General features: G+C 58.3%; 37 protein-coding genes. 1 reads left to right on the forward strand and 36 read right to left on the reverse strand.

Annotation, left to right across the window (positions count from 1 at the left end; all coding sequences use genetic code 11):
• Nucleotides 1-91 precede the first annotated feature (91 nt).
• Nucleotides 92-766, forward strand: a complete 675-nt coding sequence (locus AC13FW_RS19255; RefSeq protein ID WP_482990140.1) for a DUF2306 domain-containing protein — start codon at nucleotides 92-94, stop codon at nucleotides 764-766.
• Between the two features lie 33 nt (nucleotides 767-799).
• On the opposite strand, the gene AC13FW_RS19260 is transcribed toward AC13FW_RS19255, so the two are convergent.
• The 36 genes from AC13FW_RS19260 to AC13FW_RS19435 form a co-directional block, all read right to left on the reverse strand.
• Complete coding sequence (locus AC13FW_RS19260; protein ID WP_482990141.1) at nucleotides 800-1,462, reverse strand: Pr6Pr family membrane protein; 663 nt, start codon at nucleotides 1,460-1,462, stop codon at nucleotides 800-802.
• 216 nt (nucleotides 1,463-1,678) lie between these two features.
• Nucleotides 1,679-2,011 carry a low molecular weight protein tyrosine phosphatase family protein gene (locus AC13FW_RS19265; protein WP_481533435.1) on the reverse strand — a complete coding sequence of 111 codons (333 nt, stop codon included), beginning with the start codon at nucleotides 2,009-2,011 and terminating at the stop codon, nucleotides 1,679-1,681.
• A gap of 28 nt (nucleotides 2,012-2,039) precedes the next feature.
• Complete coding sequence (locus tag AC13FW_RS19270; protein WP_482990142.1) at nucleotides 2,040-2,459, reverse strand: hypothetical protein; 420 nt, start codon at nucleotides 2,457-2,459, stop codon at nucleotides 2,040-2,042.
• 111 nt (nucleotides 2,460-2,570) lie between these two features.
• Nucleotides 2,571-2,954, reverse strand: coding sequence for a YbjQ family protein (locus tag AC13FW_RS19275; protein WP_296249706.1), 384 nt, complete (start codon nucleotides 2,952-2,954; stop codon nucleotides 2,571-2,573).
• Nucleotides 2,955-3,076: 122 nt separating this feature from the next.
• Nucleotides 3,077-3,346: a DUF2798 domain-containing protein gene (locus tag AC13FW_RS19280; RefSeq protein WP_296249704.1), complete on the reverse strand. Its 270-nt coding sequence runs from the start codon at nucleotides 3,344-3,346 to the stop codon at nucleotides 3,077-3,079.
• 202 nt (nucleotides 3,347-3,548) lie between these two features.
• Nucleotides 3,549-3,938: a lysozyme inhibitor LprI family protein gene (locus AC13FW_RS19285; protein WP_296249702.1), complete on the reverse strand. Its 390-nt coding sequence runs from the start codon at nucleotides 3,936-3,938 to the stop codon at nucleotides 3,549-3,551.
• A 74-nt stretch (nucleotides 3,939-4,012) separates the two neighbouring features.
• Entirely contained in the window at nucleotides 4,013-4,405 is a 393-nt protein-coding gene (locus AC13FW_RS19290; RefSeq protein WP_482990143.1) for a hypothetical protein, read from the reverse strand.
• Nucleotides 4,406-4,616: 211 nt separating this feature from the next.
• Nucleotides 4,617-5,123: a GNAT family N-acetyltransferase gene (locus AC13FW_RS19295; protein WP_482990144.1), complete on the reverse strand. Its 507-nt coding sequence runs from the start codon at nucleotides 5,121-5,123 to the stop codon at nucleotides 4,617-4,619.
• 207 nt (nucleotides 5,124-5,330) lie between these two features.
• A complete protein-coding gene (locus AC13FW_RS19300; protein ID WP_482990145.1) occupies nucleotides 5,331-5,825 on the reverse strand; it encodes a hypothetical protein in 495 nt (164 codons plus the stop codon).
• A 220-nt stretch (nucleotides 5,826-6,045) separates the two neighbouring features.
• The gene (locus AC13FW_RS19305) at nucleotides 6,046-6,348 is read right to left on the reverse strand and encodes a hypothetical protein (protein ID WP_296249694.1); all 303 of its coding nucleotides are present in this window, start codon (nucleotides 6,346-6,348) and stop codon (nucleotides 6,046-6,048) included.
• 234 nt (nucleotides 6,349-6,582) lie between these two features.
• On the reverse strand, nucleotides 6,583-7,416 hold the full coding sequence (locus AC13FW_RS19310; protein ID WP_482990146.1) for a S1 family peptidase: 834 nt from the start codon (nucleotides 7,414-7,416) through the stop codon (nucleotides 6,583-6,585).
• Between the two features lie 131 nt (nucleotides 7,417-7,547).
• Nucleotides 7,548-8,558 carry an alpha/beta hydrolase gene (locus tag AC13FW_RS19315; RefSeq protein WP_482990147.1) on the reverse strand — a complete coding sequence of 337 codons (1,011 nt, stop codon included), beginning with the start codon at nucleotides 8,556-8,558 and terminating at the stop codon, nucleotides 7,548-7,550.
• A 183-nt stretch (nucleotides 8,559-8,741) separates the two neighbouring features.
• Nucleotides 8,742-9,914, reverse strand: coding sequence for a serine hydrolase domain-containing protein (locus tag AC13FW_RS19320; RefSeq protein WP_482990148.1), 1,173 nt, complete (start codon nucleotides 9,912-9,914; stop codon nucleotides 8,742-8,744).
• A gap of 231 nt (nucleotides 9,915-10,145) precedes the next feature.
• On the reverse strand, nucleotides 10,146-10,586 hold the full coding sequence (locus AC13FW_RS19325) for a hypothetical protein (protein WP_482990149.1): 441 nt from the start codon (nucleotides 10,584-10,586) through the stop codon (nucleotides 10,146-10,148).
• Between the two features lie 53 nt (nucleotides 10,587-10,639).
• Nucleotides 10,640-11,128 (reverse strand): hypothetical protein, encoded by a 489-nt coding sequence (locus tag AC13FW_RS19330; protein ID WP_482990150.1) that lies wholly within the window; start codon nucleotides 11,126-11,128, stop codon nucleotides 10,640-10,642.
• A gap of 57 nt (nucleotides 11,129-11,185) precedes the next feature.
• Complete coding sequence (locus tag AC13FW_RS19335; RefSeq protein ID WP_482990151.1) at nucleotides 11,186-11,458, reverse strand: hypothetical protein; 273 nt, start codon at nucleotides 11,456-11,458, stop codon at nucleotides 11,186-11,188.
• Nucleotides 11,459-11,515: 57 nt separating this feature from the next.
• The gene (locus tag AC13FW_RS19340) at nucleotides 11,516-11,974 is read right to left on the reverse strand and encodes a hypothetical protein (RefSeq protein ID WP_482990152.1); all 459 of its coding nucleotides are present in this window, start codon (nucleotides 11,972-11,974) and stop codon (nucleotides 11,516-11,518) included.
• Nucleotides 11,975-12,383: 409 nt separating this feature from the next.
• Nucleotides 12,384-12,737 (reverse strand): DUF6794 domain-containing protein, encoded by a 354-nt coding sequence (locus AC13FW_RS19345; protein ID WP_482990153.1) that lies wholly within the window; start codon nucleotides 12,735-12,737, stop codon nucleotides 12,384-12,386.
• 1,293 nt (nucleotides 12,738-14,030) lie between these two features.
• Entirely contained in the window at nucleotides 14,031-14,441 is a 411-nt protein-coding gene (locus AC13FW_RS19350; RefSeq protein ID WP_282269901.1) for a hypothetical protein, read from the reverse strand.
• A gap of 58 nt (nucleotides 14,442-14,499) precedes the next feature.
• A complete protein-coding gene (locus AC13FW_RS19355; RefSeq protein WP_282269902.1) occupies nucleotides 14,500-14,811 on the reverse strand; it encodes a hypothetical protein in 312 nt (103 codons plus the stop codon).
• A 56-nt stretch (nucleotides 14,812-14,867) separates the two neighbouring features.
• A complete protein-coding gene (locus tag AC13FW_RS19360; protein ID WP_282269904.1) occupies nucleotides 14,868-15,260 on the reverse strand; it encodes a DUF6334 family protein in 393 nt (130 codons plus the stop codon).
• A 63-nt stretch (nucleotides 15,261-15,323) separates the two neighbouring features.
• A complete protein-coding gene (locus AC13FW_RS19365; protein WP_282269906.1) occupies nucleotides 15,324-15,755 on the reverse strand; it encodes a DUF695 domain-containing protein in 432 nt (143 codons plus the stop codon).
• 75 nt (nucleotides 15,756-15,830) lie between these two features.
• Nucleotides 15,831-16,367, reverse strand: a complete 537-nt coding sequence (locus tag AC13FW_RS19370) for a hypothetical protein (protein ID WP_482990154.1) — start codon at nucleotides 16,365-16,367, stop codon at nucleotides 15,831-15,833.
• A gap of 86 nt (nucleotides 16,368-16,453) precedes the next feature.
• Nucleotides 16,454-17,263 (reverse strand): IS3 family transposase, encoded by an 810-nt coding sequence (locus AC13FW_RS19375; protein WP_482990155.1) that lies wholly within the window; start codon nucleotides 17,261-17,263, stop codon nucleotides 16,454-16,456.
• A complete protein-coding gene (locus tag AC13FW_RS19380) occupies nucleotides 17,232-17,600 on the reverse strand; it encodes a hypothetical protein (RefSeq protein WP_482990156.1) in 369 nt (122 codons plus the stop codon). Before AC13FW_RS19380 ends, AC13FW_RS19375 begins: the two co-directional genes overlap by 32 nt.
• Before the next feature lie 73 nt (nucleotides 17,601-17,673).
• A complete protein-coding gene (locus tag AC13FW_RS19385) occupies nucleotides 17,674-18,132 on the reverse strand; it encodes a DUF4262 domain-containing protein (protein WP_481517318.1) in 459 nt (152 codons plus the stop codon).
• Between the two features lie 55 nt (nucleotides 18,133-18,187).
• A complete protein-coding gene (locus AC13FW_RS19390) occupies nucleotides 18,188-18,628 on the reverse strand; it encodes a hypothetical protein (protein ID WP_482990157.1) in 441 nt (146 codons plus the stop codon).
• A gap of 71 nt (nucleotides 18,629-18,699) precedes the next feature.
• On the reverse strand, nucleotides 18,700-19,278 hold the full coding sequence (locus AC13FW_RS19395; protein ID WP_482990158.1) for a hypothetical protein: 579 nt from the start codon (nucleotides 19,276-19,278) through the stop codon (nucleotides 18,700-18,702).
• Between the two features lie 69 nt (nucleotides 19,279-19,347).
• Complete coding sequence (locus AC13FW_RS19400; protein WP_482990159.1) at nucleotides 19,348-19,653, reverse strand: hypothetical protein; 306 nt, start codon at nucleotides 19,651-19,653, stop codon at nucleotides 19,348-19,350.
• A gap of 57 nt (nucleotides 19,654-19,710) precedes the next feature.
• The gene (locus AC13FW_RS19405) at nucleotides 19,711-20,259 is read right to left on the reverse strand and encodes a transglycosylase domain-containing protein (protein WP_482990160.1); all 549 of its coding nucleotides are present in this window, start codon (nucleotides 20,257-20,259) and stop codon (nucleotides 19,711-19,713) included.
• A gap of 59 nt (nucleotides 20,260-20,318) precedes the next feature.
• Nucleotides 20,319-20,540: a hypothetical protein gene (locus AC13FW_RS19410; protein ID WP_482990161.1), complete on the reverse strand. Its 222-nt coding sequence runs from the start codon at nucleotides 20,538-20,540 to the stop codon at nucleotides 20,319-20,321.
• 59 nt (nucleotides 20,541-20,599) lie between these two features.
• Complete coding sequence (locus AC13FW_RS19415; RefSeq protein ID WP_482990162.1) at nucleotides 20,600-20,884, reverse strand: hypothetical protein; 285 nt, start codon at nucleotides 20,882-20,884, stop codon at nucleotides 20,600-20,602.
• Between the two features lie 78 nt (nucleotides 20,885-20,962).
• Complete coding sequence (locus AC13FW_RS19420) at nucleotides 20,963-21,283, reverse strand: energy transducer TonB family protein (protein ID WP_482990163.1); 321 nt, start codon at nucleotides 21,281-21,283, stop codon at nucleotides 20,963-20,965.
• Between the two features lie 58 nt (nucleotides 21,284-21,341).
• A complete protein-coding gene (locus tag AC13FW_RS19425; protein WP_482990164.1) occupies nucleotides 21,342-21,758 on the reverse strand; it encodes a hypothetical protein in 417 nt (138 codons plus the stop codon).
• Nucleotides 21,759-21,821: 63 nt separating this feature from the next.
• Nucleotides 21,822-22,250: a hypothetical protein gene (locus tag AC13FW_RS19430; RefSeq protein ID WP_482990165.1), complete on the reverse strand. Its 429-nt coding sequence runs from the start codon at nucleotides 22,248-22,250 to the stop codon at nucleotides 21,822-21,824.
• Nucleotides 22,251-22,648: 398 nt separating this feature from the next.
• Entirely contained in the window at nucleotides 22,649-22,927 is a 279-nt protein-coding gene (locus AC13FW_RS19435; protein ID WP_482990166.1) for a hypothetical protein, read from the reverse strand.
• Between the last annotated feature and the right edge of the window lie 240 nt (nucleotides 22,928-23,167).

A 23,167-nucleotide genomic window follows, 5' to 3' on the forward strand; every position in this document is an offset into this window, starting at 1 on the left:
GCCACATGGCTGAATCAGACCATGTGGGTCACCTGCAGCATGCTGGCGGCGCCTTGTATGCTTTGGCCGACGCCCGCGAGCCGAGGTCAAGATGTCCGACGCGCTTCATGCAGAGGTTGAACGTCGTGCTCCCCTGCAACGCCTGGCCTGGGCATTGCTGTGGCTGGCCTTGGCGGCGCTGAGCCTGCATTTCCTGCTCGCCGTCCATGGCCAGTACCGTCACCTGGACCCCGAGCACTACACCATGTACTGGTCGCGGCGCGGCTGGTTGTGGCTGCATATAACCGGTGGTGTGCTGGGCATCGTGCTTGGGCCGCTGCAGTTCCTCACCCGCTGGCCGCGTGCCTGGCCGCGGCTGCACCGTTGGTTTGGGCGCTGCTACATCAGCGGCATGTTGTTGGCCTGTGCAGCAGCGGTGGGCTTGATCGCCACCTCGCCGGCGCCTGCCTCGATCACCACCGCGTTTGCGGGTACTGCGCTGGCCTGGTTGCTGACGGCCTTGGTGGCAATGATCAGCATCCGCCGTGGCAAGGTTGCACGGCATCGCCGCTGGATGACGCGCGCCTATCTGGTCACGCTGGCACCGGTGGTGTTCCGGCTGTTGTTGCCGGCGTGGATAGCGAGCGGGCGTGCGCCCAGTCCGGATGCCATCGCGCTGCTGTTGTGGAGCAGCTGGGTAGCGCCGCTGCTACTGCATGGCGTGCTGTCGAGTGCGTGGACGAGGTGGCGGGGACGAGCGCTGTCAATGGCCGCTCCCGCGGGGTGATGCTTCCTGCTGCCAGTTGGACTGACGGGCGATTCAAGGCTCAGCGGGTGAGCCGACAGCGCCACGCAATACCGGGATGAAGCGCACCGCCATGCCAACCAGCAGAAAGGCCACCAGCATCGCTACCGAGTTGGCCAGCACCTTGGCAAAGCCAAGCTTGGCGACATCGATGAAGTAGTAGGGATACATGCCGGTGAGCTCGCCGCGGATCAGTGCGTAGATGAAGTAGCCGACCGGATAGATGCACCATGCCAGTGGCGCGAGCGCACCAAGTCGGGTACGCGGCGCAAACACCACCCAATAGGCAAGCGCGCAGAGTGGCACGACGTAGTGCAGCAGGTAGTCGGCAAGCAGCTGCAATCCCTGCGGGCTCCAGGCATTGCGCAGCAGCAGGTGATAGCCCGCACCCACCATGACAATCGAGGTGATCGCACAACCCAGGACCTCGGGCTTGGCGAAGAAGCGGCCAGGAGGTGTGGCTCCGGCAACCAGCGGCAAGGTGGCTGAAAGCGCGACGAACAGATTGGTAATCACCGTGAAGTAGGCGAGGAAGGCAAGCGTGCCGTGGAGGACGCCACGGCCATTGGAAAACGCCAATTCAATGGACAGGTAGAGCTGTAGCAGCAGCGCTGACCATGCGATGACTGCCAGTGCTGCCAGCATCTTTCTGTCGAGCGGGTGAGGCTTGGTCTGCATCTGCTCTCCGAAGGAGTTCAACTGCCCAGGTAGGCAGAGTAGCGCAGTACGTGCATTCAGCCCGCATGCAAGCTGGCTCGGCAGTCTGCAGCTACTGAAAGCCGCTCTCCCGGCACGGGAGAGGGGTTGGGGAGAGGGTGACGCAAGCACCACTGCCGCCGGGGGCGAGGAAAGCTCCGAAACGGATGCTCCTTGTCGGCCAAGCCGCAGTGCTACTCATCCCACCGGCAGGAACCGCGTCACCTTGTGCTTGAGCAGCTGCACCAAGATGGGATCCATGTAGTCGTAGTCATCCGGTATATCCAGGCAGATGACGCGCTTGCCATCCAGATGTGCGCGGAACTTCTTGGACAGCTTGTTGCGATGGGCTTTTTCCATCACGAAGATCAGGTCCGCCCACGCCAGCAGCTCTGGTGACACCGGCGTATTGGCATCATTTCCCAGTCCGGCTGATTGCGTCTCAATACCCGGCCAGTTGGCGAAGACCTGCTCTCCGGTGGGACTGCGCAAGCGATTCTGGGTACAGATGAAAAGGACGTTGCGTGGCATGACGGCTCCCTCGAAGTCTGGTGCCTGCTCAGGCGGAAGGTGTAGGGGGTGCGGCCCGAGTGCCGCGGCGCAGGAGCATTGCAGTGAACACGGCAACCGCCAGCAACGGCCAACCGAAGAACAATCCCCGGAAAAGCAGCGAGCCGTTTACCAGCCCGATCAGAACCAATGAAACCAGGCTGCCACAACCGAAGCCTATCCAGATAAATGTGCTGTTGAAGGTGTGCTGGTCAGTGCCAAGCACGAAATAGGCACGCCACAACGCGACGATGCCAAGCCAGCCGCCACTCAGACAGGCCAATACCAGCGCGGCGCTGCCCAGGTGTTGCTGGCGCTGGATCGACTCCAGCGCGAACATCAGGCCCAACGCGCTGTAGAACAACGCCACCAGCGTACTCGGCACGATCACCACGAAGCCGATGAGCTGGGCCAGCAATTTCGTTCGCATGTGATCCTTCACGTGGAGTGCGGACTGCGCCGCAGATAGGTTCAAGCCGGGGTTGGCAGCGTGTGGTCGACGCAACCGCCGCAGGCCTGTGCGGAGTACTGCAAAGCGCGATCAACGGGTATCCGTTTCCACCACCACGGCAGTTCCGTAGCAGAGCACTTCGGTGAGTCCGGTCATCAGCTCGGTGGCGTCATAGCGCACACCGATGATTGCATTGGCGCCAAGCTGACGGGCGTGGGCGACCATGTCGCGGTAGGTTTCATCGCGGGCCTGTTCGCACAGCGCCGTGTAGATGGTGATGTTGCCGCCGAAGATGGTCTGCAAGCCACCGAGGAAATTGCCAACGATGGAACGCGAGCGCACGGTGATGCCGCGGACCAGGCCGAGGTTGCGCACGGCGCGATAGCCCGGCAGTTCCAGTGCGGTGGTGATCATCGCGTCGTTGAGCAGGGCAGGTACCGCGCGGGTGGTGGAGGTGTTGTAAGGGTCGGTCATGGTGGGAGCCGGCAAGGTGCATCAGGGCTCCGAGTATGCGTGTATTGCAGTGGTGGGCACCATGGCCTGCCGTGCAATACGGATGGGAACCGGCCCGCAGGGCGGGCCGGGAGTTCGGAATGTCAGGCCGACCGCACCAAGGCCGCCGTCGCCTTGCGTACCACCGGTAACAGCAACAGCAGGATGGGGAAGGCGACCAGCCACGAGATGCCCCAGGCAGCGAGCCACTTGGAGCCGAGCAGTGGCGACATGCCGATGCTCTTCAGTGTGCTGATCAGGGAGACGACGCAGGTCATCAGGATGGACAGCAGCAAGGGCATGACCAAGGCGCCGTAGCGCAAGGGCAGCTTGGGAATGCCGAAGGCAATGATGTTCTTGTTTGTAGCGTTCACGGTGATCTCCTGGATCCGGTCAAGCAATGGCGCCTTCCGCCCATGGATGGGCGAACAGCCCCGGCAATGCCGGAGTTGATGGGCGCGTTGGTTGACGTGAACGCTTACGGTCGTCGCGTGAGTCGCGAGGACGCGCAGATGGTAGGAGCTGATAGTGCTTCTGGCAAACGCTTCCAGGTTGCCGCCGGGGAAGCAATGCGCTTCATTGCCCGGCCAGCTCGCGCAGTTCAATGACCCGGTCGATGTTCAGTTGCATCGGGCAGAACGAATACATCGGCGAGCCAACATAGGAGCCCGCGAGTTCGCAGTGCAGGTCCCGGTACACCAGCCAGGCCTTCTGCGCGCGCTCCAGCCTTGCTGCATCGTTCGCGTTCTCCGCAAGCAATTTGCTGTTGATGGCACGGTAGAGGCGCGTCATCTCCGCTTTTGCATGCTCCGAGGTCACCGATGAGCAGGCCTCCACCGTGCCGTTGTTGATGCCGCCGGCCTTGGCCAGGCAGTCGTTATAGGCCTGCTGGTGGTCCACCGGGGTGGCGGCAGCGGGCCACGCCAAGCCTGCAAGCAACAACAGGGAAACTACATTGGGTCGCATCGTGCAGCGCCTGTGCTGTGGCAGCCACAGCTGCCGGGGTGATCGTCTTCGCGGATCTGCAAGGGGCAATCAGCTCAGCGCCGCGTGAGTTCCTGCCCATCGACGGTCATCTTCCAGCTGCCGTCCACTTGATGCGGCGGTACGGAGACCACGAAACGCGTGGTCAACGGGCCGACTCCGGCGATGAAGTCATTGCCTTCATAGGCCTTGATTGGTGCATCCAGTGATTTGCTGACCGACGGGCTCGGTTGGTGCTTGTAGATGACGCGCCCGCTGGCATCGATGAGCAGCGAGGTGGTGGTCGATTCCCAGGTACCGACATAAGCCTGCTTGTCTGCCGGAACCGGCTTGCCACAGGCTGCAAGCACAAGGGTGAACAACAGGGCGAGCAAGGCAAGGCGGCCGCGGCGCAGCACGTCCGGCAGCAAGATATTGTGGGCAGTACGATGGGCTGTGGTGTATCGCATCCGGAGCTTCCTTTTGGTGGATGGAAGGATCAGCCGGTTCGTTGCTGATCGGGGTGTTCGACGTGCGCAACTCTGCCTAGGAAAATCATTGCTAGCAAGCGCGGAGTCTGCGATTGCCTGCCGTTAGCCATGCGGAGAACAAATGCGCGTGATGCTGGCTTGGTTCCAATCCGACGCCCGCAAACGTTGTGCGCAGGTGCGTGCAATACCGCTATTCCTGCGCCGAGAACGATGCGTGATAAGCAACGGTTCCCTGCGGCACCCGTGTATCGAACGAAAGCGCCTGGAAGTACTCGGCGGGCACGCCCGGCAAGGTGAGCGCATCAGTGGCCTTGAATCCGAAACGCGCGTAGTAGCCTGGATCGCCAAGCACCACGCAGCCACCTGCAGCAAGTACGCGCAGCTGATCGAGGGCTGCTTCGATCAGCTGGCTGCCAATGCCCTTGCCCTGCAGATCGGGCAGGACCGATACCGGTCCAAGCCCGTACCAACCCACGTCCTCGCCGGCGATGGTCACCGGCGACACCGCAACGTGGCCAACGATGGCGCCGGATTGCTCCGCTACCAAAGAGACGGTGAGCTGGCCTGAGCGGCGCAACGCCGCCACGATGAATTGCTCGGTGTGATCGGTATGCGGTGCCTCCAGGAAGGCGGCGACCGTCACCGCTTCGATGGCCGCGATGTCGGCGGGCGTTTCCGGCCGGATCAGGATGTCCATGGAATCAGGGTGTCTGCGTGGGAGGCTTGGATTCGGAAGCATATCGGTTTGGCTTTGCAATATCGGTTACCTGCAACCAAGCGTGACAACAGGCTCAAGGTAGGCAGGGAGCGTACCTTGCACGCCGTAGCCCGGGTAAGCGCAGCGCACCCGGGGCCGTTCGCGGGCGGCAATGGCAGCTGGCGGGTTTCACCAGCCCGTCTACGACTATTGGCAGCCGAGGGTGACGATAGGCTCAAGGTAGGCGGCGAGGCTGCCTTCGGCGTCCATGGCGACGAGTGAGTCGAAGCGTGGAATGCGTGCGGCAGGATCGGCGGCCAACAATGCCTTGTAGGCCTTGAGCATGCTGCGCATGCCGGCGAGCTGTGATGGCTGCAGGGCGCCCTTCTGTGATGGGTTGGCGACCTGGAAGGCCGCGCTGCCAAAGATGAACTGCGCCAGCAGTTCCGGGCCATTGGGAGTACCCGTGGCGGGCACCGGCGCCAGCACGTCCGGGCAGACGTAATCCACCGCGTCCTTGGTGCTGTCCTCCCATTCAAGCAGCAGGGCGCGGATGCTGGTCGCCTCCGGGTGGCGCGGCTGCGCTTCCAGCAGTGTGGTCAGGCCGACAACCTGTGAGCTGTCCACCTTCAAGCTGCCTTGGGCGGCCGCGCCCAGCGGCAGGAACAGGGCGAGCGTAAGCGTCTGGCTGAAGAATCGCATTGCATGGATTCCCTGGACGACAAAGACCTGCTCGCGCCCGATAAGCCAGGCGCCCCGGCTGACCCGGTACCGAGGCCAGCCGGGTGATGATTGAACGCATCGCGTATAGGTTCAATCAAATTTGGCGGCAACCAGGCGTGCCCGGCGCATCAGTTGCGCAGTCATCGACGTTGCCCGTGCCAATTCCCTGCTGCCGTTGCCGCACACGCCATCGCTGCGCTTACCTGCAGGCGGCGTTGACCTGCTGGTCCAGGCTGGCCCGCATATCGGCCGTGGCCTGCGCTCCTGCCGCGCCCAGCGCTGCCGTGCGCATCGCCTTGGCGCCATCGCAGTTTTCGTTGCCAGCGGTCGTCGTATAGCGAACCTGCACGCGCCGTTGGCCCGGCCCGGCCGGGGCCGCAGTGATGGCCTGGGTCGGGTTGGACGGGGAGGGCGATGCATACCGGCGTGACGAGGTTTCGCCTTCGCGGCAGGGGATGGACTGGTAGCTGGTTTCACCCTTCGGGCCGGTGCACTTGTACACGGGCTGCGCCTGTGTCGTTGGAATGCTGAAGTAAAGAACGGCTGAGGCGAGCAGGGGGAGACAAGCCTTTGTCATTGAAGCTCCGTGACGAATCATGAACAGGGAAGGCGCTGATTATGTCCGCTCGCGGTCAGCGAATCTGGAACCGCTGCGCGTTTCCGCAAAGGTGGTTGCAGTTTTGCGGAACCTTCCAATGCCCGGGCCTGCATGCAAGGTCTGGCGCCGTGCGCAAATTCATTTCGCGTCCTGGATCTGCTCCGAGATGACACCGTCGATCCAATCCGCGTAATGGCTGATGCGGACATTGCAGGCAACCTGGCCATAGCGTCCGGGCCGTGCGGTCAGCACGTTGCCCTGCACAACCTTCCAGGAGCCCAGCCCGGCGAGCAACCACTGATTGCCGCTCTGGATCAATGCTGGGCCACCGCTGTCCCCGTTCCCGAGTACACCCTCAAGCGGCAGGGCCGAAGGTGGTGCATCGAATACATAGCAGAGCCAACGGTCGTACGCACTGCTGACCGTGTTGAATGCACGCCGCAGCTCCGTGCGATTGGGGCCGCTGGGGTCGTGCCCGATGTCACCGGTGCCGGTGGCCCCTTTGCCGATCAGCTTGATGGTCTGGCCAGCCTCATCGTCACGCTTGTAGGCGGCCACCGGTGCGACATCGGTAACAGGCTGGCGCAGCTTGATCAGCGCGATGTCATCCGATGAGGCAAGGAACACCACGATCAACATCGCCTCACCGCTGGCTGTGGCTTGATCGATCAGCGTCTGCGGCAGTGTTCTGTAACCCGGGTGGATGATGACGCGCTCCACCTCGCGCGGCAGCCCGTTGATCGTCACCTGCTTGAGCTCGGCATGCCGGGGCAGGGTATGTGCAGCCGTGACCGCCCACTGCGGAGCAATCAAGCTGCCATGCCCCTCGCCAGGCATGTCGACCAGCGCGGGAAACTCGTCACTGGGAATCCGATAGTTGGCGTCATCAACATCGTGGCGGATGACGATGGCATCAGCAGTCGAGGACAGTGTGAGGAGTAATGCGAACAGCAGGCCTGCGAGGGATTTCATGAGCATCCTTTGGTCGGTAGTCCCTGTCGCTGTTGGGGCCAGTACCTGAAACGAATGGGCAGCAAGGCAGTATTGGCTTGCATGGGTTTTCCGGGCGTTGCCCGGTGAAAGGATTCATCTCTGATGACGCGCTATGGCATTTCGAGCCTGTCGAGCCAACGAAGTGCGTCATCGGTCCATCGATCGGTATCTGTTCCTTGCCGCTTGACGCCAAAGGCATGTCCGCCGGTTGCATACAGCTTGAGCTCTACGTTTACGCCCGCCTTCCTCAGCGCTTCCTCATACACGCGCGAATAGTAGGCCGGATCGACTGCATCATCCTCGGCGTGTATGAGCAGGGTTGGTGGCACGTCGCTGGAGATGTGAATGTCGGTGTTCAGCTCTCCTGCTGCGACTGACTTGGGAGTCTTGTTCTTGTGCTCCATGGTCAGGTGTCCCGGATAAACCGGAATCGCGAAATCAGGGCGGATGCTCATCTGGTCGACTGCATCGATTGGCTCGTAGGTTCGATGTCGGAAGGCTGTGGATGCCAAGACCGACAGGTTCCCTCCTGCAGAGAACCCCATGACGCCGATCTTGTCGGGGTCGATGGCGTACGCACCCGCGTTGTAACGAACAAGAGCGATCGCCCTCTGAGCGTCCTGCAACGCCATTGGAATCTCGGGTTGCTCGTGCCTTCTGGTCTCGCTGTTCCAATTGCATCCAGTGTTGGGGACGCGATATTTCACCAGGATGCAGGTGATGCCCGAATCGGTCAGCCATTTGCAGACATCAGCGCCTTGCGGCCCAAGCGTGCTGTTGGGGCCTATCGCCAAGGCTTTGTAGCCACCACCCGGAAAGACGAGGATGGCGGAACGCGAGGAGTTGATCGTCGGCGAATAGACGAGATATGTCGGATGAGTCAACGCCCACTTCTCGTGGGCGAGTGCATTGATGCCGTCCAGCAGGACCTGGGAGCCCTCGGGCCATAGGGGCACCTCAAGCCGATAGCTGACAGCGGAAGAGTCCGCGTTGTGCGCGCCAGCCGGTTGCGAGGCGGGTGCCGGGCTACGTGGCGGATACTGGTTGTCCGAGGCGAGGGCTGAGCAAGCTGAGATCAACAGAAGCGCGGCATTCAACAAGGTAACTGCTGAAGGAAGCATGTGCGTGTCCTACGGCTGCGGGATTTCAGGTGGTTGAGCGGTACCAGCCTCTTGAGCTGTGGCGCTTCGTAGCGGATCGGTTTGACCTGTCATGCCGTTGGCTGGAGAAGCAGGCTCGACGTGTTCCAGATGCTGGGCATACCTCTGCATTTGTGACTGGATGATGGCCCGCGGCCGTGCACACTACCGGGAAGGGCCTTGGTCAGCGGTGTGCTCCAAAGCCGCGATGCGCTCGACCAGCGTGTCGACCGCCGCCTCCATGGCCCGTGCGGTATGGTCGCCACTCTGGTTGGTGATGATGAAGATGCCAAGGTCGTACTTCGGGATGATGTAGACATAGCACTGGGAGCGGGGCACGCCACCATGGTGTGCATAGTACCTGCCTTTCAAGCGGTCGCCGCTGACGATGTTCCAGAAATAGCCGATGCCGAATTCGGGATCGAAGTTCACCAGTGTGCGATGGGATTCCTCCACGACCGGTCCATTGGCGAGTTGGAATCTCAGGTATTTCGCCATCTCCGGAATCGTTGCTTTCACGTTTCCGGACGCACCCCAGGGCAGCTGGGGCATTGCCGTGGTCGGTAGCGGATTGTCACTGTGATAACCAACCGCAAGCCGTGTCGCGTCAGCATCGCCAAGGCGGATCCTGGTATCCGTCATCGCCATGGAATCTCGCAGGAACCCACGCAGAAGCAACTCGTAGTCGCTTTTGTAGACCACTTCCAGTACGTGTGCCACCAGCTCGGTCCCTGTGCTGGAATACGCGTACTCCTTTCCGGGCGCTCGGCCAATCTCGACCGCATGCAGGTCCTTGAAGAATTTGCCCTTTCCGTAGCTGGCGTAGATGGCATTGAGCTCAGCGGGCGTACGCCGGTCGGTGAAGTCGGCCAGTACGGTATTGGCGCGCTGCGGCAGCATGTTCGGCAGGCCACTGGTATGCGACAGCAGATGGCGGATGCGGATCGGCTCGCCGTGGTATTGCAGGTTGGGATAGTCGTCTTGCAGATATTTCCGGATATCGTCATCCAGGCTGATCTTGTGCTCCAGGACGGCATTCGCGGCCAAGGTTCCCGCCAGCGTCTTGCTCAATGAGCCGATTTCGTAGAGCGTCGCATCGCTCGGAACCCCAGGGGTGCCGGCAACCATGTCACCGCGGTGATGAATGAACTCCTTGCCCCGGTGCACGACTGCGATTGAGGTCGAGTGCAGCAAAGGCTGCTCGATGAGCGTTGCAGCGACTTCTTCGATGTCTGCCTCCAGATCCTTCGCGGGAGCCGGCTCGCCCTTGCAGCTCGCGCCAAGGAGTGCCGCTGACAGTACGAGGAAGTAGAAGCACCACCTGTTTCGAAAAGCCATCGAAGTCGCTTGCATGCGTCGGCGCTTGAAGTGGGATAGGGAAGGGCTCATAAAGTAGCCGAATACCTGCCGCAACGCCGTAGTGGTTCCAGCACTTGAACTGGGAGGGCACTTGTGGGAGCACTGGGGGTATTGACGCGGCGAGCCAGCGAAGAAAGAGTCCGCGAATCTCCCCGGCCCAGTCTTTCAGTGCGCCGGAAAGGTGGTGACTTCCCTGGGCTGCAGATGCAGTCATATGCCCCAGACGGACTCATCCCTGGGGGCGGCGACTTTCACAGAGTTGGAATTGCTCGTGGTTACCGATACCGCATGCGAATCGATCTCGGTGCTGACGAGTTGTTGCGTGCCAGGTCGGTACTGGTATCTGCCATGCAGAATCAGCGGAGCTGAAATGGCGGCGGCAATCGCCCCGGAAATAACGATGCCAGTCGTCAGGCCGAGGGCAACCAGAACCAGGCGGCCGATGGATATGTCAGTGATCCGGTTGGACGGCGAATGGGCTACCAGAACCCAGTGCAGCGCCAATAACCAACATGCAACAAGCAGCGGAATGGCCGCGATGGGGGCCAGGAACGCAGCGGCAAGCGCAGGCAAGGGCGCTGAAAGGCAGGCCAGCCAGAACCGTGTGCGAGGTGAGCAGGCAGGGTTGCGATGTGTGGTTGTTGCTGGCATCTGACACCTTGGACTCAGCTGCGCCGCGCGATGACGCCGGCTTGAACGAATTGTCAGATCCCATCCGGAAGACGAACCTGCATGGCACATTCCGCCGCCAGTGACTTGAGCGCCGGGTCGCCGATCCTGGCAAGCGCCGCCAGGGTTCGTCGCTCATATGCCTCCGCGACGCCTGGATCCGGCTCAATGAAAGGTGATGTACATATGTCCGCGACATTGAACCCTTGCCTGGTCAAGGGCAAGACCTGATCTGGCGCTCTGGGGAGCGCAAGGGCTACCGCATACTTGATTGATAGGGATGCGCCTGCATCGGAGAATGGCTTGAGGCCAACTGCAACCTTGAGCCACGACGGATCCCCGGACTCAATCCCCGACATGACCCGGTCAAAATCCCGCTCATGCTCCCAAAGATCCCAGAGGACCTTGTGCCCCCCTTCCCTGGCGATGCGTTCGAGCAGCGCCTGGGCCGAAGGGCCTTCCGCAGCGGATGCAGCTGGACCGGATAGAGCAAATGCGATTACGAACGTTGTCATGTATTTCATGGCGGCTCACTCTGGAGTCAAGCCCCGCCGTGTATCGGCTTCGGCTCGAATGAACTGTCAAGCGCGCCCTGTCCAGCGGCGCACCATCCAAACAAAGCAATACTGCAAGGCCATTGGAAGCAGGCCAAACATGATGACGCAGAACAGGATGCAGCCAAAGAACAGAAGGCCAAGCTCCAGCGCTTGAGCTATCAGTGGCCGGGAATGGCTTGAATGGTGCTGGTGCTCCAAGCTGGACGCCAGCAGCGCAAGGACGGGCAGGATGCCAAACAAGGCGCCCACGCAGCCGGTGCTGATGATGGTTTGTCCAAGCTGCCGGCGTTGCCACATAAGGACTTGCTCCGGAATCGAGCCGATCTGCGAAGCGAGCTCCGCCCGGACACGTTGTCAGGTGTCATGATCGTAGCGCTCAGCTACGCCATCTTTGAAATGAATGGTAAATAGAGCGTATCGACCGCCAACTGTTTCAAACTGAAGCAGCCATGGGTTGTTTGGATCGGCATCAAGCGGAACCCCAATACCAACGAACTCGAATGTGTCGCCCAAAGCGCCTGGAAGCGGTCCGTAGATCCGCTCATATGCCGGAACCAGCACGGATGCTGACTGCTGGAACAACGCGGCCTCGTCGTTGCCTGCTCTGTGGAAGAACGCAATCTGCTTCTTCGAAGGGGCTTCGGAGTTGACGGTGTTCACGTAGACGGAAATAGTGCGACCCGCAAAAGGAACGCAATCAGCATCCCATGACTCTTCCCCGCGAATCCTGGTGAGTTCCATGGTACCGAAAATCGGGTGGACCGCTGTCGCTACAACAGGGCCCTGCCAGAGTTTCCAAAGCCATTTGAACATGACACCCCGCTCCGTCGTTATGCCGAATCGTGTAGTGACGTCGGCTTGAATCAATCGTCAGGCTACGGTTCCGATTACAAGGAGGGCAACAAGCCCAAGAAGCGGAAGCGCGGCAAGAATCAATGTACAAAGCCCCAGCCAGAACCAGAATCCTCCAGCTGGACGATGACTGCTGGCGATGGTGGCGCCAATGATCATAAGACCGATGCACGTCGTTGGCAGGGCAACAACCAGCTCGATGTAGCGGTGGGGCGAAGGGCTGGCGAACCACCAAAGCCATAGCCCCACAAGGCAGACGGCCGCGCCAATCGCGACCAGTGCTCCGTCTCCTCGTCGTGCGAGAGCTTTCACGTTGGCTCGACTCCGGAGTCAGGCCGAGCCGCGTAGCGGCGTCAGCTTCAATGTACGGTCAGCCTTCATCTTGAAGGGCCTGCCAAACAGCCTCAATAATTCGGTTTGATGCAGTATCCGGGTGGCATGGCTCATGGCATGCATCCTCAATGAGCGCTTGATTCCCGCGCCAGAGCCCGTAGTGATTCCTGATGCCTGTACCCCATCCATGGTGATATCGAATGAGGTTGTCCTTCTTTGCACTGCGAATGGCCTCCCTGTCCGCTGCAGCGAGAGTGGAAAGAAGGTCGGCGACAGTCGCGCTCACGGTAGTCGGCCAATTGTCGGGTCCAAGAAGTTCCGCTTCCTTCTCCTGGGCGAACGAAGAGCCGCAGAAAGTCAGCGAAAGCAGGAATGCGATGAAAAGCTTCATAATCAGGGCTCACTCTGGAGTTCAGCGTTGTCGCGAAGCGACGTTGGCTTGGTTGAGTTGCTGGGCCGGGGCAACGACCGAGCCACCAACCAGAAGCAGGTGGATGCGCAGAGGATCAGGAGCGCCGGCACCGCTATCTCCAACGACAGGTAAAACCAGTTCTGCCAAGGCTTTGGTTTGGAGAGATCGGAATAGTAGAAGACTGCTCTGTAGGCCGTGTCAGAGAGAAACGCCCACAAGATGAGGGCAACCACGGAAGTGAAGAGCAGCCGACTGGGCCTGGTGCGAAGAGATCGCATCATGACCCAGCAGCCTGACAGCACGATCAGCAGCCCCAGCGTTGCAGCAATTGCGAGAATCTCTTGTGGCCCCATAAGCCTCGCCCCCATGGCCTGATGCTTGAGTCAAGCCGCGCCGCGAAATGGGTTCGGCTTGGATGAATTGTCACGGTGAGTCAACGGAAAGTTCACCGCCAAAACGTACATCTTTACCGTACTTGAAACGGCGCTCCGCCAGTACCGCGTCATCGCATTGCAAGGTGGTTACATGTCCTTTCCGCGATGGGCCAACCATGAAGGCTTCCCTGAAGTTGCCGGAGACCAACTGTTGGGCTGGAACGCCCTTGCGCCCGCTGGCATGAACCGACAGGGTGCAAGTCGAATTGGAAGGAGTGGAACCTACGACGTAGAGCATTCCGTCGGCAGGGCCAAGGTGAATGCAGCCGGGAAGTGCCAGGCAAACGAGCGGGAGTGATAGCAACGGTCGCATGGGTTTACGGTTTCCGTGAACGTTTGAATGTGGCCTGGCCACGAAGCGGCGTCGAGTTGGACGCGGAGTCAGGTCGCGGCGCACTCAACGGCCCGCAGCCACAGTACCTTGCATGCCCCGCTTGGAGGTCGTCTCTGTGGGGAGGCGCGGCCGAGCGCGGGGAGCCATTCCAGCAGTTGAGAAGGCTCGGCGGAATCTGCTATGAATCCATGGGGCTGCCCATCGGTGAGGCAAGGGAATACTCCAGCAATCTGAGGAATGCCATTAGCTATTGCAGCAATGGCCGTAGTGCCGACCAGGATGAGGGAAGTCTTGCCGAGGACGGATGAGTGCCAGAGAGATGCGTTACGTCGCAATGCGAGGAAGGCCCGGAGAGGAAGCAGCGAAACGCCAAATAGGCCGAGGGATCCAAAGGCATAGATGGATGAAACAAATAGCAGATATGACCAATCTGTCATTGCAATCCAACTCCGGAACTAGGCCGAACTGCATTGTGGCGTCGGCTTGAATGAATTGTCAGGGCCGTCATCGTTCACCGGCAGCGCCAGCAATCTGTTTGCATAAGTCACTGGCTGATTTGGGACACCGATGTGTAGCCAGGTACACGACGCGATCGAGCTCGGGAGTTGCCGCGGTAATGTCAATGTTGCGGATTACAAAAGTCTGAAAGCTTGGGTCTTCAGCAATGAACTGCTGAGCTTGACCGAGCGTTTCCCAGTTGGTGGCGAGCAGGTGGACAACCTTGTCCGTCACGCCTTCCGCAATGGGGCCGTCGTAGCAGTGGCCATACTGCTGAAATGCGGTGTACATGGCCCGCCAGGAAGTCATTGAGTCAGTGAGGCGCTCAGCAGCGATTGCATCGGAGCGGGGACACTCTTTGGCTGATACCGAGTGCGCCAGCAAGAGAAACAATGTGGTGGCGACAGTGCGCTTCATGTGTCCCTGACTCCGGAACTGAGCCGACTCGCGAAACGGGTTCGGCGTGGTTGATTGGTTAGGCCTCGGCACCTTGGGATTTTCTGAGTCTTTGGACCAGAACCGTCTCTATGTTCGCGCTCCACAGTACAAAGCCATCTGTCTCTGGAGAGCGTAATGCAACCAACTTCATCGTATCCAGGTGCCAGCGGCGAAAGACTACGAGCAGTTGCCGTACCGAATCAGGTTGCACGGGAGCGCGGAGTTCCAGCTCCAGGGTAGTAGCAAAACCTTTGATGGATTGAAACTCGGGTATGGATCTAAGCCAGCTGAAGAAGTGATCCTCGTCCGCTGGTGAAAAGAAGACTGGTCCTTCAAAGGAAATGATCATGAGGCGAACGCCTGAACTAAGCCTAGCCGTGAAGTGGCATCGGCTTGAATGAGTTGTTAGGCCTCGGTTGGCCTGGCGAGGTAGGTACAGAGGCTTGATGCTCCGGCGACAAGCTCAATGATCACCGATTTCTGGTTGTCAGGATCGAGGAACTCAAGCCGAACTCCATCCGGATATCCCTGCTGATTGGTCATGATCCAGGCCCACTGCAACGGTTTGCCAATGCAATAGGCCCACAATTGGCTGATGATTTGGCGTGAGGGGCCAGGGTGTGAGCCAGAAGTGACCGCAATTGTGTCGTCGTCAGCCATGGCAGAAAAGGCGACGGTAAGTCTTTCGAATTGCAGCTCTACGGCCATGATAGGCGGATAGTCAGGGTCAAGCGGGATCTCCCGAACGTGCCGGAGATTGCCGCCGTCATAACATGCCTTCCTGAGTAGTTCGAGCACGCGGTTGGAGGCCTCACTCTGGAAGTAAGCAGACTCGCGAAGCGAGTCGGCTTGAATGAACTATTAGGGCGCGCCCCGGATACCCTGTGCGTATGAGTTGTAGAACTCATACGCGCTATCCGTTTCGTGGTGTATCTCAATGGGATAAGGATCAGGCTCTCGGGTGATCGTGTTCAGCACGGTGAGAAAGCTGTCTATGTCTCGGGAGAGGAATACGTACTCTCGGTATCCAGGCTCAGTGAAGACCATGCATAAGATAGACTGATTGTCTGACTCAACCCGCTCACAGACTCGATCTTCGAACCTCTTCATGGCCTCAGAATCTAGAGTTGAAGGAGTGCCGACATTGGTGGGGTCTTGGAAAACCCAAATCACGTTAAATCTCTCAGGAAAAGAACCGAAGTCGAACTCGGGCTCCATCGTCTTTAGGCGGAGTAAAGACAGTCCGGCTTCTGTCTCTTTTCGTGCGAGAACCCAGCCTCTCTGGTCTTCCATGTACGCTCCCTAGCTCCCTAACTCTGGAATTAAGCCGCGCCGCGAAGCGGCGTCGGCTTGAATGAACTGTTAGGCCTAGCGCCAAAGTGCCGCATCTGCACCGACGATCAAGGTAACGACGAGAGAGGCCACTAGATAGCAAAATAATTGATCACGGAACCTTAGTTTTAGATTTCGGCTAGCTGATACGAGAAGGCCAAATAAGCCTGTTACAACAATCACGGGAAGTGTCCAAATGCCCAGTCCAAGCAGTTGGCTAACCCTCGCTTCGTCATTTGGGTTGTAAAAGCTCATTCCTGCTGCCAGGAGGCGCATAAAAAAAGCCATATAGAGAAGTGCAAAGCCGAACTGTGATCGGCGACGTTTGACAAGCCAGAACCCCACAATTCCTTGAGCAATGGTAATAACAGGACCAGCAGAAGAAACCATGCTTTGATCTAGTGCGCTCATTGGGTTCCTGGACCACACATGATTGAGGGTGGCAACCATATCGTGTCCAATGGCAATGCCAGTTAGCCAATGAGCAAACTCATGAACAAGAAATGTCCCAATACCAACGAAGAAGAGGGTCACGTAGAACTTAGGGGACAATGCTGATTTTTGGAGGCTCACCAATTTCTCCTGTAAGGCCAAACGCCTGAATTAAGCCGAGCCGCGAAGCGGCAGGGACTTCCTTCGAAAAAGTGGACACCTGTTGGTCAAGGGCAGGTGCGTTCGAATTCTGCTAGTGTTCGATAACCCAGTGCCGAGTGTAGGCGCTGGTTGTTGTAAAAAGCTACGTAGCTGCGGATAGCCGCCAGTAGGGATCCGTCGGTTTCAAATGTGCGTTGGTGGTAGAAACCGGACTTCATCGATTTATTCCATGACTCCATATGTGTGTTGTCGATCATACGACGAGGGCGATTGGCTGATTGCTGAAGTCCGGCTTGCTGTAGCTGTTGCCTGAATTGACTACCCAGGAACTCGATGCCGCGGTCACTGTGGAAGATAGCTCCCGGGATGGGTCTGCGGGTGCGCAGGGCAGAAGCCAATGCGCGCTTGGTCAATGCCAGAGTTCGGTCCTTTCCAAGCGACCAGCCGAGCAAACGCCTGGAGCAGCGGTCCATCACTGTGGCCAGGTAGCGCCATTGATCAGCGACCTTCAGATAGGTGACATCTCCAACCCAAACTTGGCCAGGCTTTGTGTTGTCCACCAGATGGGCGTGACTTCCTATGCTGGCAAGGAATCGCTTGAGTCCCGGCCGTGGCTTGTACAAGCTGGCCGAACGCGCGGATATGCCTTCCAGGCGCATCAATCGCTCAACGCGACGACGCCCGACTGTTCCGCCGGTTCGTTTCAGCGCGGCATGCACACGTTGGCTGCCGTAGGTGCATCGGCTTGCCACAAGGACGCCGTAGATGCGCTTGATAAGGGTTTCATCCTTGATCGCGCGCACGCTTGGCGGCCGACGTAGCCAAGCATAGAAGCCGGCCGCACTAACGCTGAACAGCTGGCACATTGCTCTCACCGGGCAGGCTTCTTGATGATGGGCGATGAAGGCGAAGACATCGCTTTTTGTTTGGAAGTGAACGCGATGGCTTTTTTAAAATGTCATGTTCAAGCTGCACGCGTTCATACCTGCGCTTCACTTCGCGCAGCTCCTTGAGCTCTGCACTGATGGCTTGGTCCAACTCGATACCCTTGGTCACGATATGTCCTTCGCGGGCAAGGTTGCGCCAACGAGACAATACGAAATGGTGGATGTAAAGCGCTTCTTCACGTCCAATCTCCTTGTCATTGAGGATTGGACTCCAAACCGTTGTGCTACTCAATCTTGGGGGGACGTCGGGGCCTGGACGGGGCATTGGGATACTCCTGATCGTTAGGTCAGGGTGTCCACTAAAGCGAAGGAGCTACCGCGTCGGCTTGAATGAATTGTTAGACGATGGCCAGGGACTCATCGGCTGCAATGTCACCGTATTCTGGTTGCCACGGAAAGCGATGGTGTCGATCCGGAAGGAACATGACCACAGCACTAAAAGGCTTGTCTTGGTAGTAGCGAAGAGCCGTACCCAAGTACTCCCCGAAACAATCAGGGCGCACAGGCTTGAAGACAACCTTGTAGCCACCCGCAAGAACGTCCGGATCCTCAACATTGGGGCAGATTGTGTGGCCGCCGCGGAGCAGTTGAGCGCACTCATTGAGCAGCGCATGAGCCTTCTCTTGCTCCAGGCCAAAAACTAGAACCTCTGGCGCCCCGAAAGACTTCGCAAAGCCGATCGAGTAGCTGAACTTGTCGTGGGCTTCTTGGGTGGGGAAGATATGGAGGCAGTGCCACCCGTACTCCCGAATGTTGTCCGAGATTCTTTGGTTCTGAGTGGCGAGATCTTGATCCATCGTCTAACTCTGGAACTAAGCCGACCCGCGCAGCGGGTTCGGCTTGAATGAACTGTTAGGGGGCATGTTTGCCACGGTACCAGACGGTGACAAGCACGGTCACCAAGAAAATGACTGGGCCAATGCCAAAGCCGAGGATGTATTTGACACTGTATCCAATTGAGTTTTTCCCGGAAGCTACTGCGATCAGATGAGGAGAGCTAAGCGTCAGTGCTGCGACCACACCAAAAGCTAGTCCGGACCAGATTGAACGGGGAATTCTTGAAATATGAATGAATCGGTACTTGAATAATAGCCACCACAGAGAAAACAGCGAGTAGGTCATTAATACGACACAGCCCACTAGCATCCACAAGGCGACATTGGTTGGGCTGCGCGCGAGTAGAATTGCGGAAAAAAGCAAACCTACAGCGCAAATGATGGAGGTTGGTGCCAGAAGCACTGCCGCCTGAGCAGCAATGAGGATGTTGAGAAGACTTCGTACACCTCGCGACATCCAAGCCCCCTAACGCCTGAATTAAGCCGAGCCGCGAAGCGGATTCGGCTTGAAAAAGTTGTTGTACGTGCCTACCACACCCTCCACCAGGGCTTGGTTGAGGCAGTGTGGCGCTCTTGCTGCAGCACTTCAAACGCCCCTGCGTCCGCGCCCTGAATGTCCTCGTCATGGCGAAACGAGGTGATGGCTTTGGCTAGCGAGACCGGGACATCATGGATGTAGTCTACGTCCGCCTCAGTGCCGCCAGCAGCGTCTTGCTCTTCCTTTAGTGATGCGTAGATGTCGTTAAGCGCAGGCGGGACATCCCCAGTTGATACCAAGTGGTAGATGTTTTTTTGTGCGTCGTGCTCCACGTGCCATGCTCTCGCGCCATTGTCGTAGCCAGTAGCAGAGCTAAACATCACATGTTCTTCGACTTGGCATGAGACAACCCTGCACCCGGCAGATAGGTTGCTCAGAGCCTGCTCCGAGACAAGGGGTGAATCGAAGCTGTTGGCAAATACAAGAAACCAACCCCCTTGTAGAGAGGCGCATGTGAGTGATGACTCGGGGAATTCCTCCGATTCTCCGGTGCGAGAAAGGCTCAGCTCCTCAAGCACTCGTTGAGATTCCTTGCCTGAAACAGCGAGCCAAGATATTGCGAAGCCCATCGAAACTCCCTTGTAGGTATAACTCTGGAATTAAGCCGACCCGCGAAGCGGTTCGGCTTGAATGAATTGTTAGGCACCATCAACTGTGCCGCCCGAGAAAGAAACTATGAACTCCGCTGCCTTGCGACAAATATCTGCGTGAGGGGAGCGAACCACCAGAACCAATGGCTCCGTAGCGACGGGATCGATGTCCAGTTGCTGCCCAGGTGCACCACGAAGTGAAAGCGACAGCTCTGTCCAGTCGCGGAATTCCGGGGTGCGTGAGTCGCCATCCGAATCAGTGTTGCAGCCAGCGCCCCACAGATGTTCAGCGATCAAGTAGTACGCCGGCCGTGGACCAGTAGCTTTGATTTTAATCGCGTGATCGTTGGACATGGGGCCTAACGCCTGAATTAAGCCGAGCCGCGAAGCGGCTTCGGCTTGAATGAATTGTTAGGGCCCACCCCGGACCCTGGAGAGCAGTTTATCCCTACGCGCCTCGAGCTGATCAGGGTGATGTGCGTACAAGCTTGGCCCCCATGTATAGGCAACTACCGTTGCCGCCTCTTGGTCCGAAAGTGCGCTGAGTGGTTTAGCGAACATGCGAGTGGATAGGGCGTTTAGGCCATGTCCCTGCCCGTTAAATACGAGAGTGGAGTACAACCCAAGAACCTCATCCTGGGAAAGGTGTAGCGAAACAAGCCGCTCCCAGAGAATGCTGCGTATGTGCCAGTTGAGCGTTCCTTTGCGCGGGAGAAGGCGATAGTGCAGCTGCCGGGCCACCATGGCGGAAGGCGATGCGCCTCCTTGTTGCTGCGCAATGATGTATGTGCGGATCTTGGGTGGAGGCGTGCAGTCTAGAGGGTCGGCCTTAGCCAAGATGGCTTGAATGTCATCTCGGTGGGGCCAGAACACCAAAGCGTCATAAGCCAAGAAGCCTAAAGCTGGCAGAAGTATGAGCGTAGCGAGAAGGGCGACTACGAACTTTGCGAGACGCTTCATGTGGGCCCTAACTCTGGAATTAAGCCGACTCGCGAAGCGAGTTCGGCTTGAATGAACTGTTAGGCCTCGCGCAACCTGTGTCGAGCCGCCGTTGGTACGTCTTGGCAATTCTGCAGGACAGCGTACTTGCCGTTGGACTTGCCTACCAGTGAGATCGGATAAGACGTATCGCCGCCGTCAAGCGAGATCCGGACCTCCATCTCCTGGTTCTCGAAGGTCCGCAGCTCTTCGATTAGCTGCGCCACGGTTTTTCCTTTACTGGTCCAGTCTGGATTGATCATAAGAGGCCTAACTCTGGAATTAAGCCGACCCGCGCAGCGGGTTCGGCTTGAATGAACTGTTAGGCGCCATCGGCTACGCCAGAAGGAATTGAAACCGTGATGCTCTCTTGCAAATGTTCCGTGTGCCAGGTACTTGGGCCGCGTGCATGGCCGATGATACAGACTGCATCATGAGTGTCCTTGAGCCAAGATACGGATAGCTCTAACTCAATCATCTCTCCAGATATATCCAAGGTGCGCACCTTGGCGGGTGCACCTACTAGCGCGAGCAAATCGGGAGCGGGAAGCTTCCCCATTGCCTCCAGTTCCCTGACCAATGCGGCGTAAGCGTCTGGTGTTTTCATGGACGGATGGTCTGGCGCCTAACTCCGGAATTAAGCCGACTCGCGAAGCGAGTTCGGCTTGAATGAACTGTTGGGCGGTTACGGACTGCCAAACTGGAAGTCGAATGGAACCTTTCGTGTACGGGAAGCCGAATCCGCCGAGTAACGCCACTTTGCCACCGCGGATTGCGCAGCGCTAGGCCAAGCTGAGTGGCCAGATGATGAAAGTACCGTGGAGGAACGAACTGAACCGTCCGGATCGATCTGCAGCTCCAGCGTAACTGCGCCACCACGCAGCTCTGTAATTCGAGGTGCTTCTGGTGCCGGGCAATAGATGAGCTCTGGGTCTGACGACATGCACGAGTTGTGGGGTGTGGGAGCACCCGCCGCCAGTGAAAAGAACAACCAGTGGAAGTTCATAGCCGCCTAACTCCGGAATTAAGCCGACCCGCGCAGCGGGTTCGGCTTGAATGAACTGTTAGGCGCTACTGGCCTTGGTGCCTTTCCAAAGAGCATATATCTCCCAGTTCCATGCGCTATTCGAGTGGAGCTGTTCGCTGATGATAGCCATAAGTTCGTCGCTATTCCGCAAGATTGGCAAGTTCTGAAAATCGTCGCCCCAGAACAGGCAGAGATCGCTTCCAAGCGCAATCTGCTCCAGTAGAAGTTGGCCTAGGAGAGTGTCTCGAAGATCCGCACCAGCAGCTATTGCGTCCTTTGCCGCATCTGACATTGAATCGATGCCGTCTGATTCGTCGGTCAGGCTCCAAACGAAAGGCGTTCCGAAATTGTAGGAGGCTGCCTGCACTAGTAGCTCGTTTGATAGCGCATGGAAGCTGATGCCGGCAAGGTCGGTGGACGGCTCCGCGCTTTGTACCAACAAGAACTGGGACATGTCTGTAGCGCCTAACGCCTGAATTAAGCCGACCCGCGAAGCGGGTTCGGCTTGAATGAATTGTTAGGCGCCATAGAAGTACCGCCGACGATCATTGGACCACTCCTCAATCTCTTGATCGGAGTCAGCTGGAAAGTGCTCGGAGATGTCGTCTGCGATCCGTTCTAGTCCTTGCTGACTAAGGTAATCGACAGTTTGCTTCACGCCGGCACCCACCATGTACTCCATGTCGAATCCCGAGCCAATGTCCATGTCTAGGTGCTTGGCCCGCCACATGGGCTCAGTGTCGCTTGGGTCCCCGACAAGGAACAGCAGATAGGCACACCAGTAGATGTTCTCGAAGTACTCATGATCCTCGCCCTCCCTGCGGTAATCCATTTCCGCAAGGAAGATCTTTCGCAGGAGCTCATGGCGGGCTTTTGCAGACTCCGGGAGGATGCCGCGTAGTGTCGCTTCACGATCGGATGGGGAATCGATACTGAACTGTGGCATGGCGCCTAACTCTGGAATTAAGCCGACCCGCGAAGCGGGTTCGGCTTGAATGAACTGTTAGGCGGCTTTGGCCATTGACTGAGCCCAGAACCAATGCTGCCTTGCTTGCACAACCCAATGCGAGCCGATCATGCCACAGCTTGCGGGATGGAGCTTGCCCGGGAAACCTTGCCGAGCGCTGCCGCCGAAGTGCGATGAAGTGATTGCGGCAGAGCAGTGAGGTGTAAGACGAAGTGGCCGGCTTGCCGCTGCCAGGAACAGTTGGAACTGTTACCCGGAGCCGACCGGTGACTTGCCAATGTTGCTGCTGAAAGAAGAAGGGCCAGCCAACCAAACACACCGCCGCCTAACTCTGGAATTAAGCCGCGCCGCGTAGCGGCGTCGGCTTGAATGAACTGTTAGGCCTCATTGAGAACGGCCTGCCGAAATCGATGTACATAAGCTGTGCCAAGCCTTGGTTCAAGTCGCTCCACTGCTTGTAGTGCCTGGGCTACATCGAATGCTTGTCCCTCAAGCGCGGAGAGTGCTTGATTGTGCAGAGAGTAAGCAAGCCATGCGGCATTGCTCGCTGGGCTTTGCTCCTCCGAGTCGAGATGACCTGCAAGAAGAACCCGCAGGTTGAACAAGGCAACAGCCAGAAGGCGCTTCTCTAGATCGACTTGCTGGTCATCTGACATGAGGCCTAACTCTGGAATTAAGCCGCGCCGCGTAGCGGCGTCGGCTTGAATGAACCGTTAGGCGGCTGTGGCCCTTACCGCTCCCCGGGCCAATGCTGCCTTGTTTGTGCCACCGACGTCCCCCCAAGATTGAGTAGCACAACGGTTTGGAGTCCAATCCTCAATGACAAGGAGATTGGACGTGAAGAAGCGCTTTACCGAAGAACAGATCATTGGCTTCCTGCGTGAGGCTGAAGCAGG

The organism is Stenotrophomonas sp. 21LCFQ19 (assembly GCF_056861425.1).

Coding starts and splice junctions, on each gene's coding strand:
- AC13FW_RS19270 (WP_482990142.1), bottom strand. CDS start 2,459: ATGCGAACGAAATTGCTGGCCCAGCTCATCGGCTTCGTGGTGATCGTG.
- AC13FW_RS19355 (WP_282269902.1), bottom strand. CDS start 14,811: ATGATCATTTCCTTTGAAGGACCAGTCTTCTTTTCACCAGCGGACGAG.
- AC13FW_RS19420 (WP_482990163.1), bottom strand. CDS start 21,283: ATGAACTTCCACTGGTTGTTCTTTTCACTGGCGGCGGGTGCTCCCACA.
- AC13FW_RS19425 (WP_482990164.1), bottom strand. CDS start 21,758: ATGTCCCAGTTCTTGTTGGTACAAAGCGCGGAGCCGTCCACCGACCTT.
- AC13FW_RS19320 (WP_482990148.1), bottom strand. CDS start 9,914: ATGGCTTTTCGAAACAGGTGGTGCTTCTACTTCCTCGTACTGTCAGCG.
- AC13FW_RS19415 (WP_482990162.1), bottom strand. CDS start 20,884: ATGAAAACACCAGACGCTTACGCCGCATTGGTCAGGGAACTGGAGGCA.
- AC13FW_RS19385 (WP_481517318.1), bottom strand. CDS start 18,132: ATGGATCAAGATCTCGCCACTCAGAACCAAAGAATCTCGGACAACATT.
- AC13FW_RS19400 (WP_482990159.1), bottom strand. CDS start 19,653: ATGTCCAACGATCACGCGATTAAAATCAAAGCTACTGGTCCACGGCCG.
- AC13FW_RS19430 (WP_482990165.1), bottom strand. CDS start 22,250: ATGCCACAGTTCAGTATCGATTCCCCATCCGATCGTGAAGCGACACTA.
- AC13FW_RS19295 (WP_482990144.1), bottom strand. CDS start 5,123: ATGGACATCCTGATCCGGCCGGAAACGCCCGCCGACATCGCGGCCATC.
- AC13FW_RS19340 (WP_482990152.1), bottom strand. CDS start 11,974: ATGTTCAAATGGCTTTGGAAACTCTGGCAGGGCCCTGTTGTAGCGACA.
- AC13FW_RS19390 (WP_482990157.1), bottom strand. CDS start 18,628: ATGTCGCGAGGTGTACGAAGTCTTCTCAACATCCTCATTGCTGCTCAG.
- AC13FW_RS19255 (WP_482990140.1), top strand. CDS start 92: ATGTCCGACGCGCTTCATGCAGAGGTTGAACGTCGTGCTCCCCTGCAA.
- AC13FW_RS19325 (WP_482990149.1), bottom strand. CDS start 10,586: ATGCCAGCAACAACCACACATCGCAACCCTGCCTGCTCACCTCGCACA.
- AC13FW_RS19410 (WP_482990161.1), bottom strand. CDS start 20,540: ATGATCAATCCAGACTGGACCAGTAAAGGAAAAACCGTGGCGCAGCTA.
- AC13FW_RS19285 (WP_296249702.1), bottom strand. CDS start 3,938: ATGCGACCCAATGTAGTTTCCCTGTTGTTGCTTGCAGGCTTGGCGTGG.
- AC13FW_RS19315 (WP_482990147.1), bottom strand. CDS start 8,558: ATGCTTCCTTCAGCAGTTACCTTGTTGAATGCCGCGCTTCTGTTGATC.
- AC13FW_RS19345 (WP_482990153.1), bottom strand. CDS start 12,737: ATGAAGCTTTTCATCGCATTCCTGCTTTCGCTGACTTTCTGCGGCTCT.
- AC13FW_RS19300 (WP_482990145.1), bottom strand. CDS start 5,825: ATGCGATTCTTCAGCCAGACGCTTACGCTCGCCCTGTTCCTGCCGCTG.
- AC13FW_RS19350 (WP_282269901.1), bottom strand. CDS start 14,441: ATGAAGCGCACTGTCGCCACCACATTGTTTCTCTTGCTGGCGCACTCG.
- AC13FW_RS19405 (WP_482990160.1), bottom strand. CDS start 20,259: ATGAAGCGTCTCGCAAAGTTCGTAGTCGCCCTTCTCGCTACGCTCATA.
- AC13FW_RS19310 (WP_482990146.1), bottom strand. CDS start 7,416: ATGAAATCCCTCGCAGGCCTGCTGTTCGCATTACTCCTCACACTGTCC.
- AC13FW_RS19260 (WP_482990141.1), bottom strand. CDS start 1,462: ATGCAGACCAAGCCTCACCCGCTCGACAGAAAGATGCTGGCAGCACTG.
- AC13FW_RS19395 (WP_482990158.1), bottom strand. CDS start 19,278: ATGGGCTTCGCAATATCTTGGCTCGCTGTTTCAGGCAAGGAATCTCAA.
- AC13FW_RS19290 (WP_482990143.1), bottom strand. CDS start 4,405: ATGCGATACACCACAGCCCATCGTACTGCCCACAATATCTTGCTGCCG.
- AC13FW_RS19330 (WP_482990150.1), bottom strand. CDS start 11,128: ATGAAATACATGACAACGTTCGTAATCGCATTTGCTCTATCCGGTCCA.
- AC13FW_RS19435 (WP_482990166.1), bottom strand. CDS start 22,927: ATGTCAGATGACCAGCAAGTCGATCTAGAGAAGCGCCTTCTGGCTGTT.
- AC13FW_RS19265 (WP_481533435.1), bottom strand. CDS start 2,011: ATGCCACGCAACGTCCTTTTCATCTGTACCCAGAATCGCTTGCGCAGT.
- AC13FW_RS19275 (WP_296249706.1), bottom strand. CDS start 2,954: ATGACCGACCCTTACAACACCTCCACCACCCGCGCGGTACCTGCCCTG.
- AC13FW_RS19335 (WP_482990151.1), bottom strand. CDS start 11,458: ATGTGGCAACGCCGGCAGCTTGGACAAACCATCATCAGCACCGGCTGC.
- AC13FW_RS19380 (WP_482990156.1), bottom strand. CDS start 17,600: ATGCCCCGTCCAGGCCCCGACGTCCCCCCAAGATTGAGTAGCACAACG.
- AC13FW_RS19365 (WP_282269906.1), bottom strand. CDS start 15,755: ATGGAAGACCAGAGAGGCTGGGTTCTCGCACGAAAAGAGACAGAAGCC.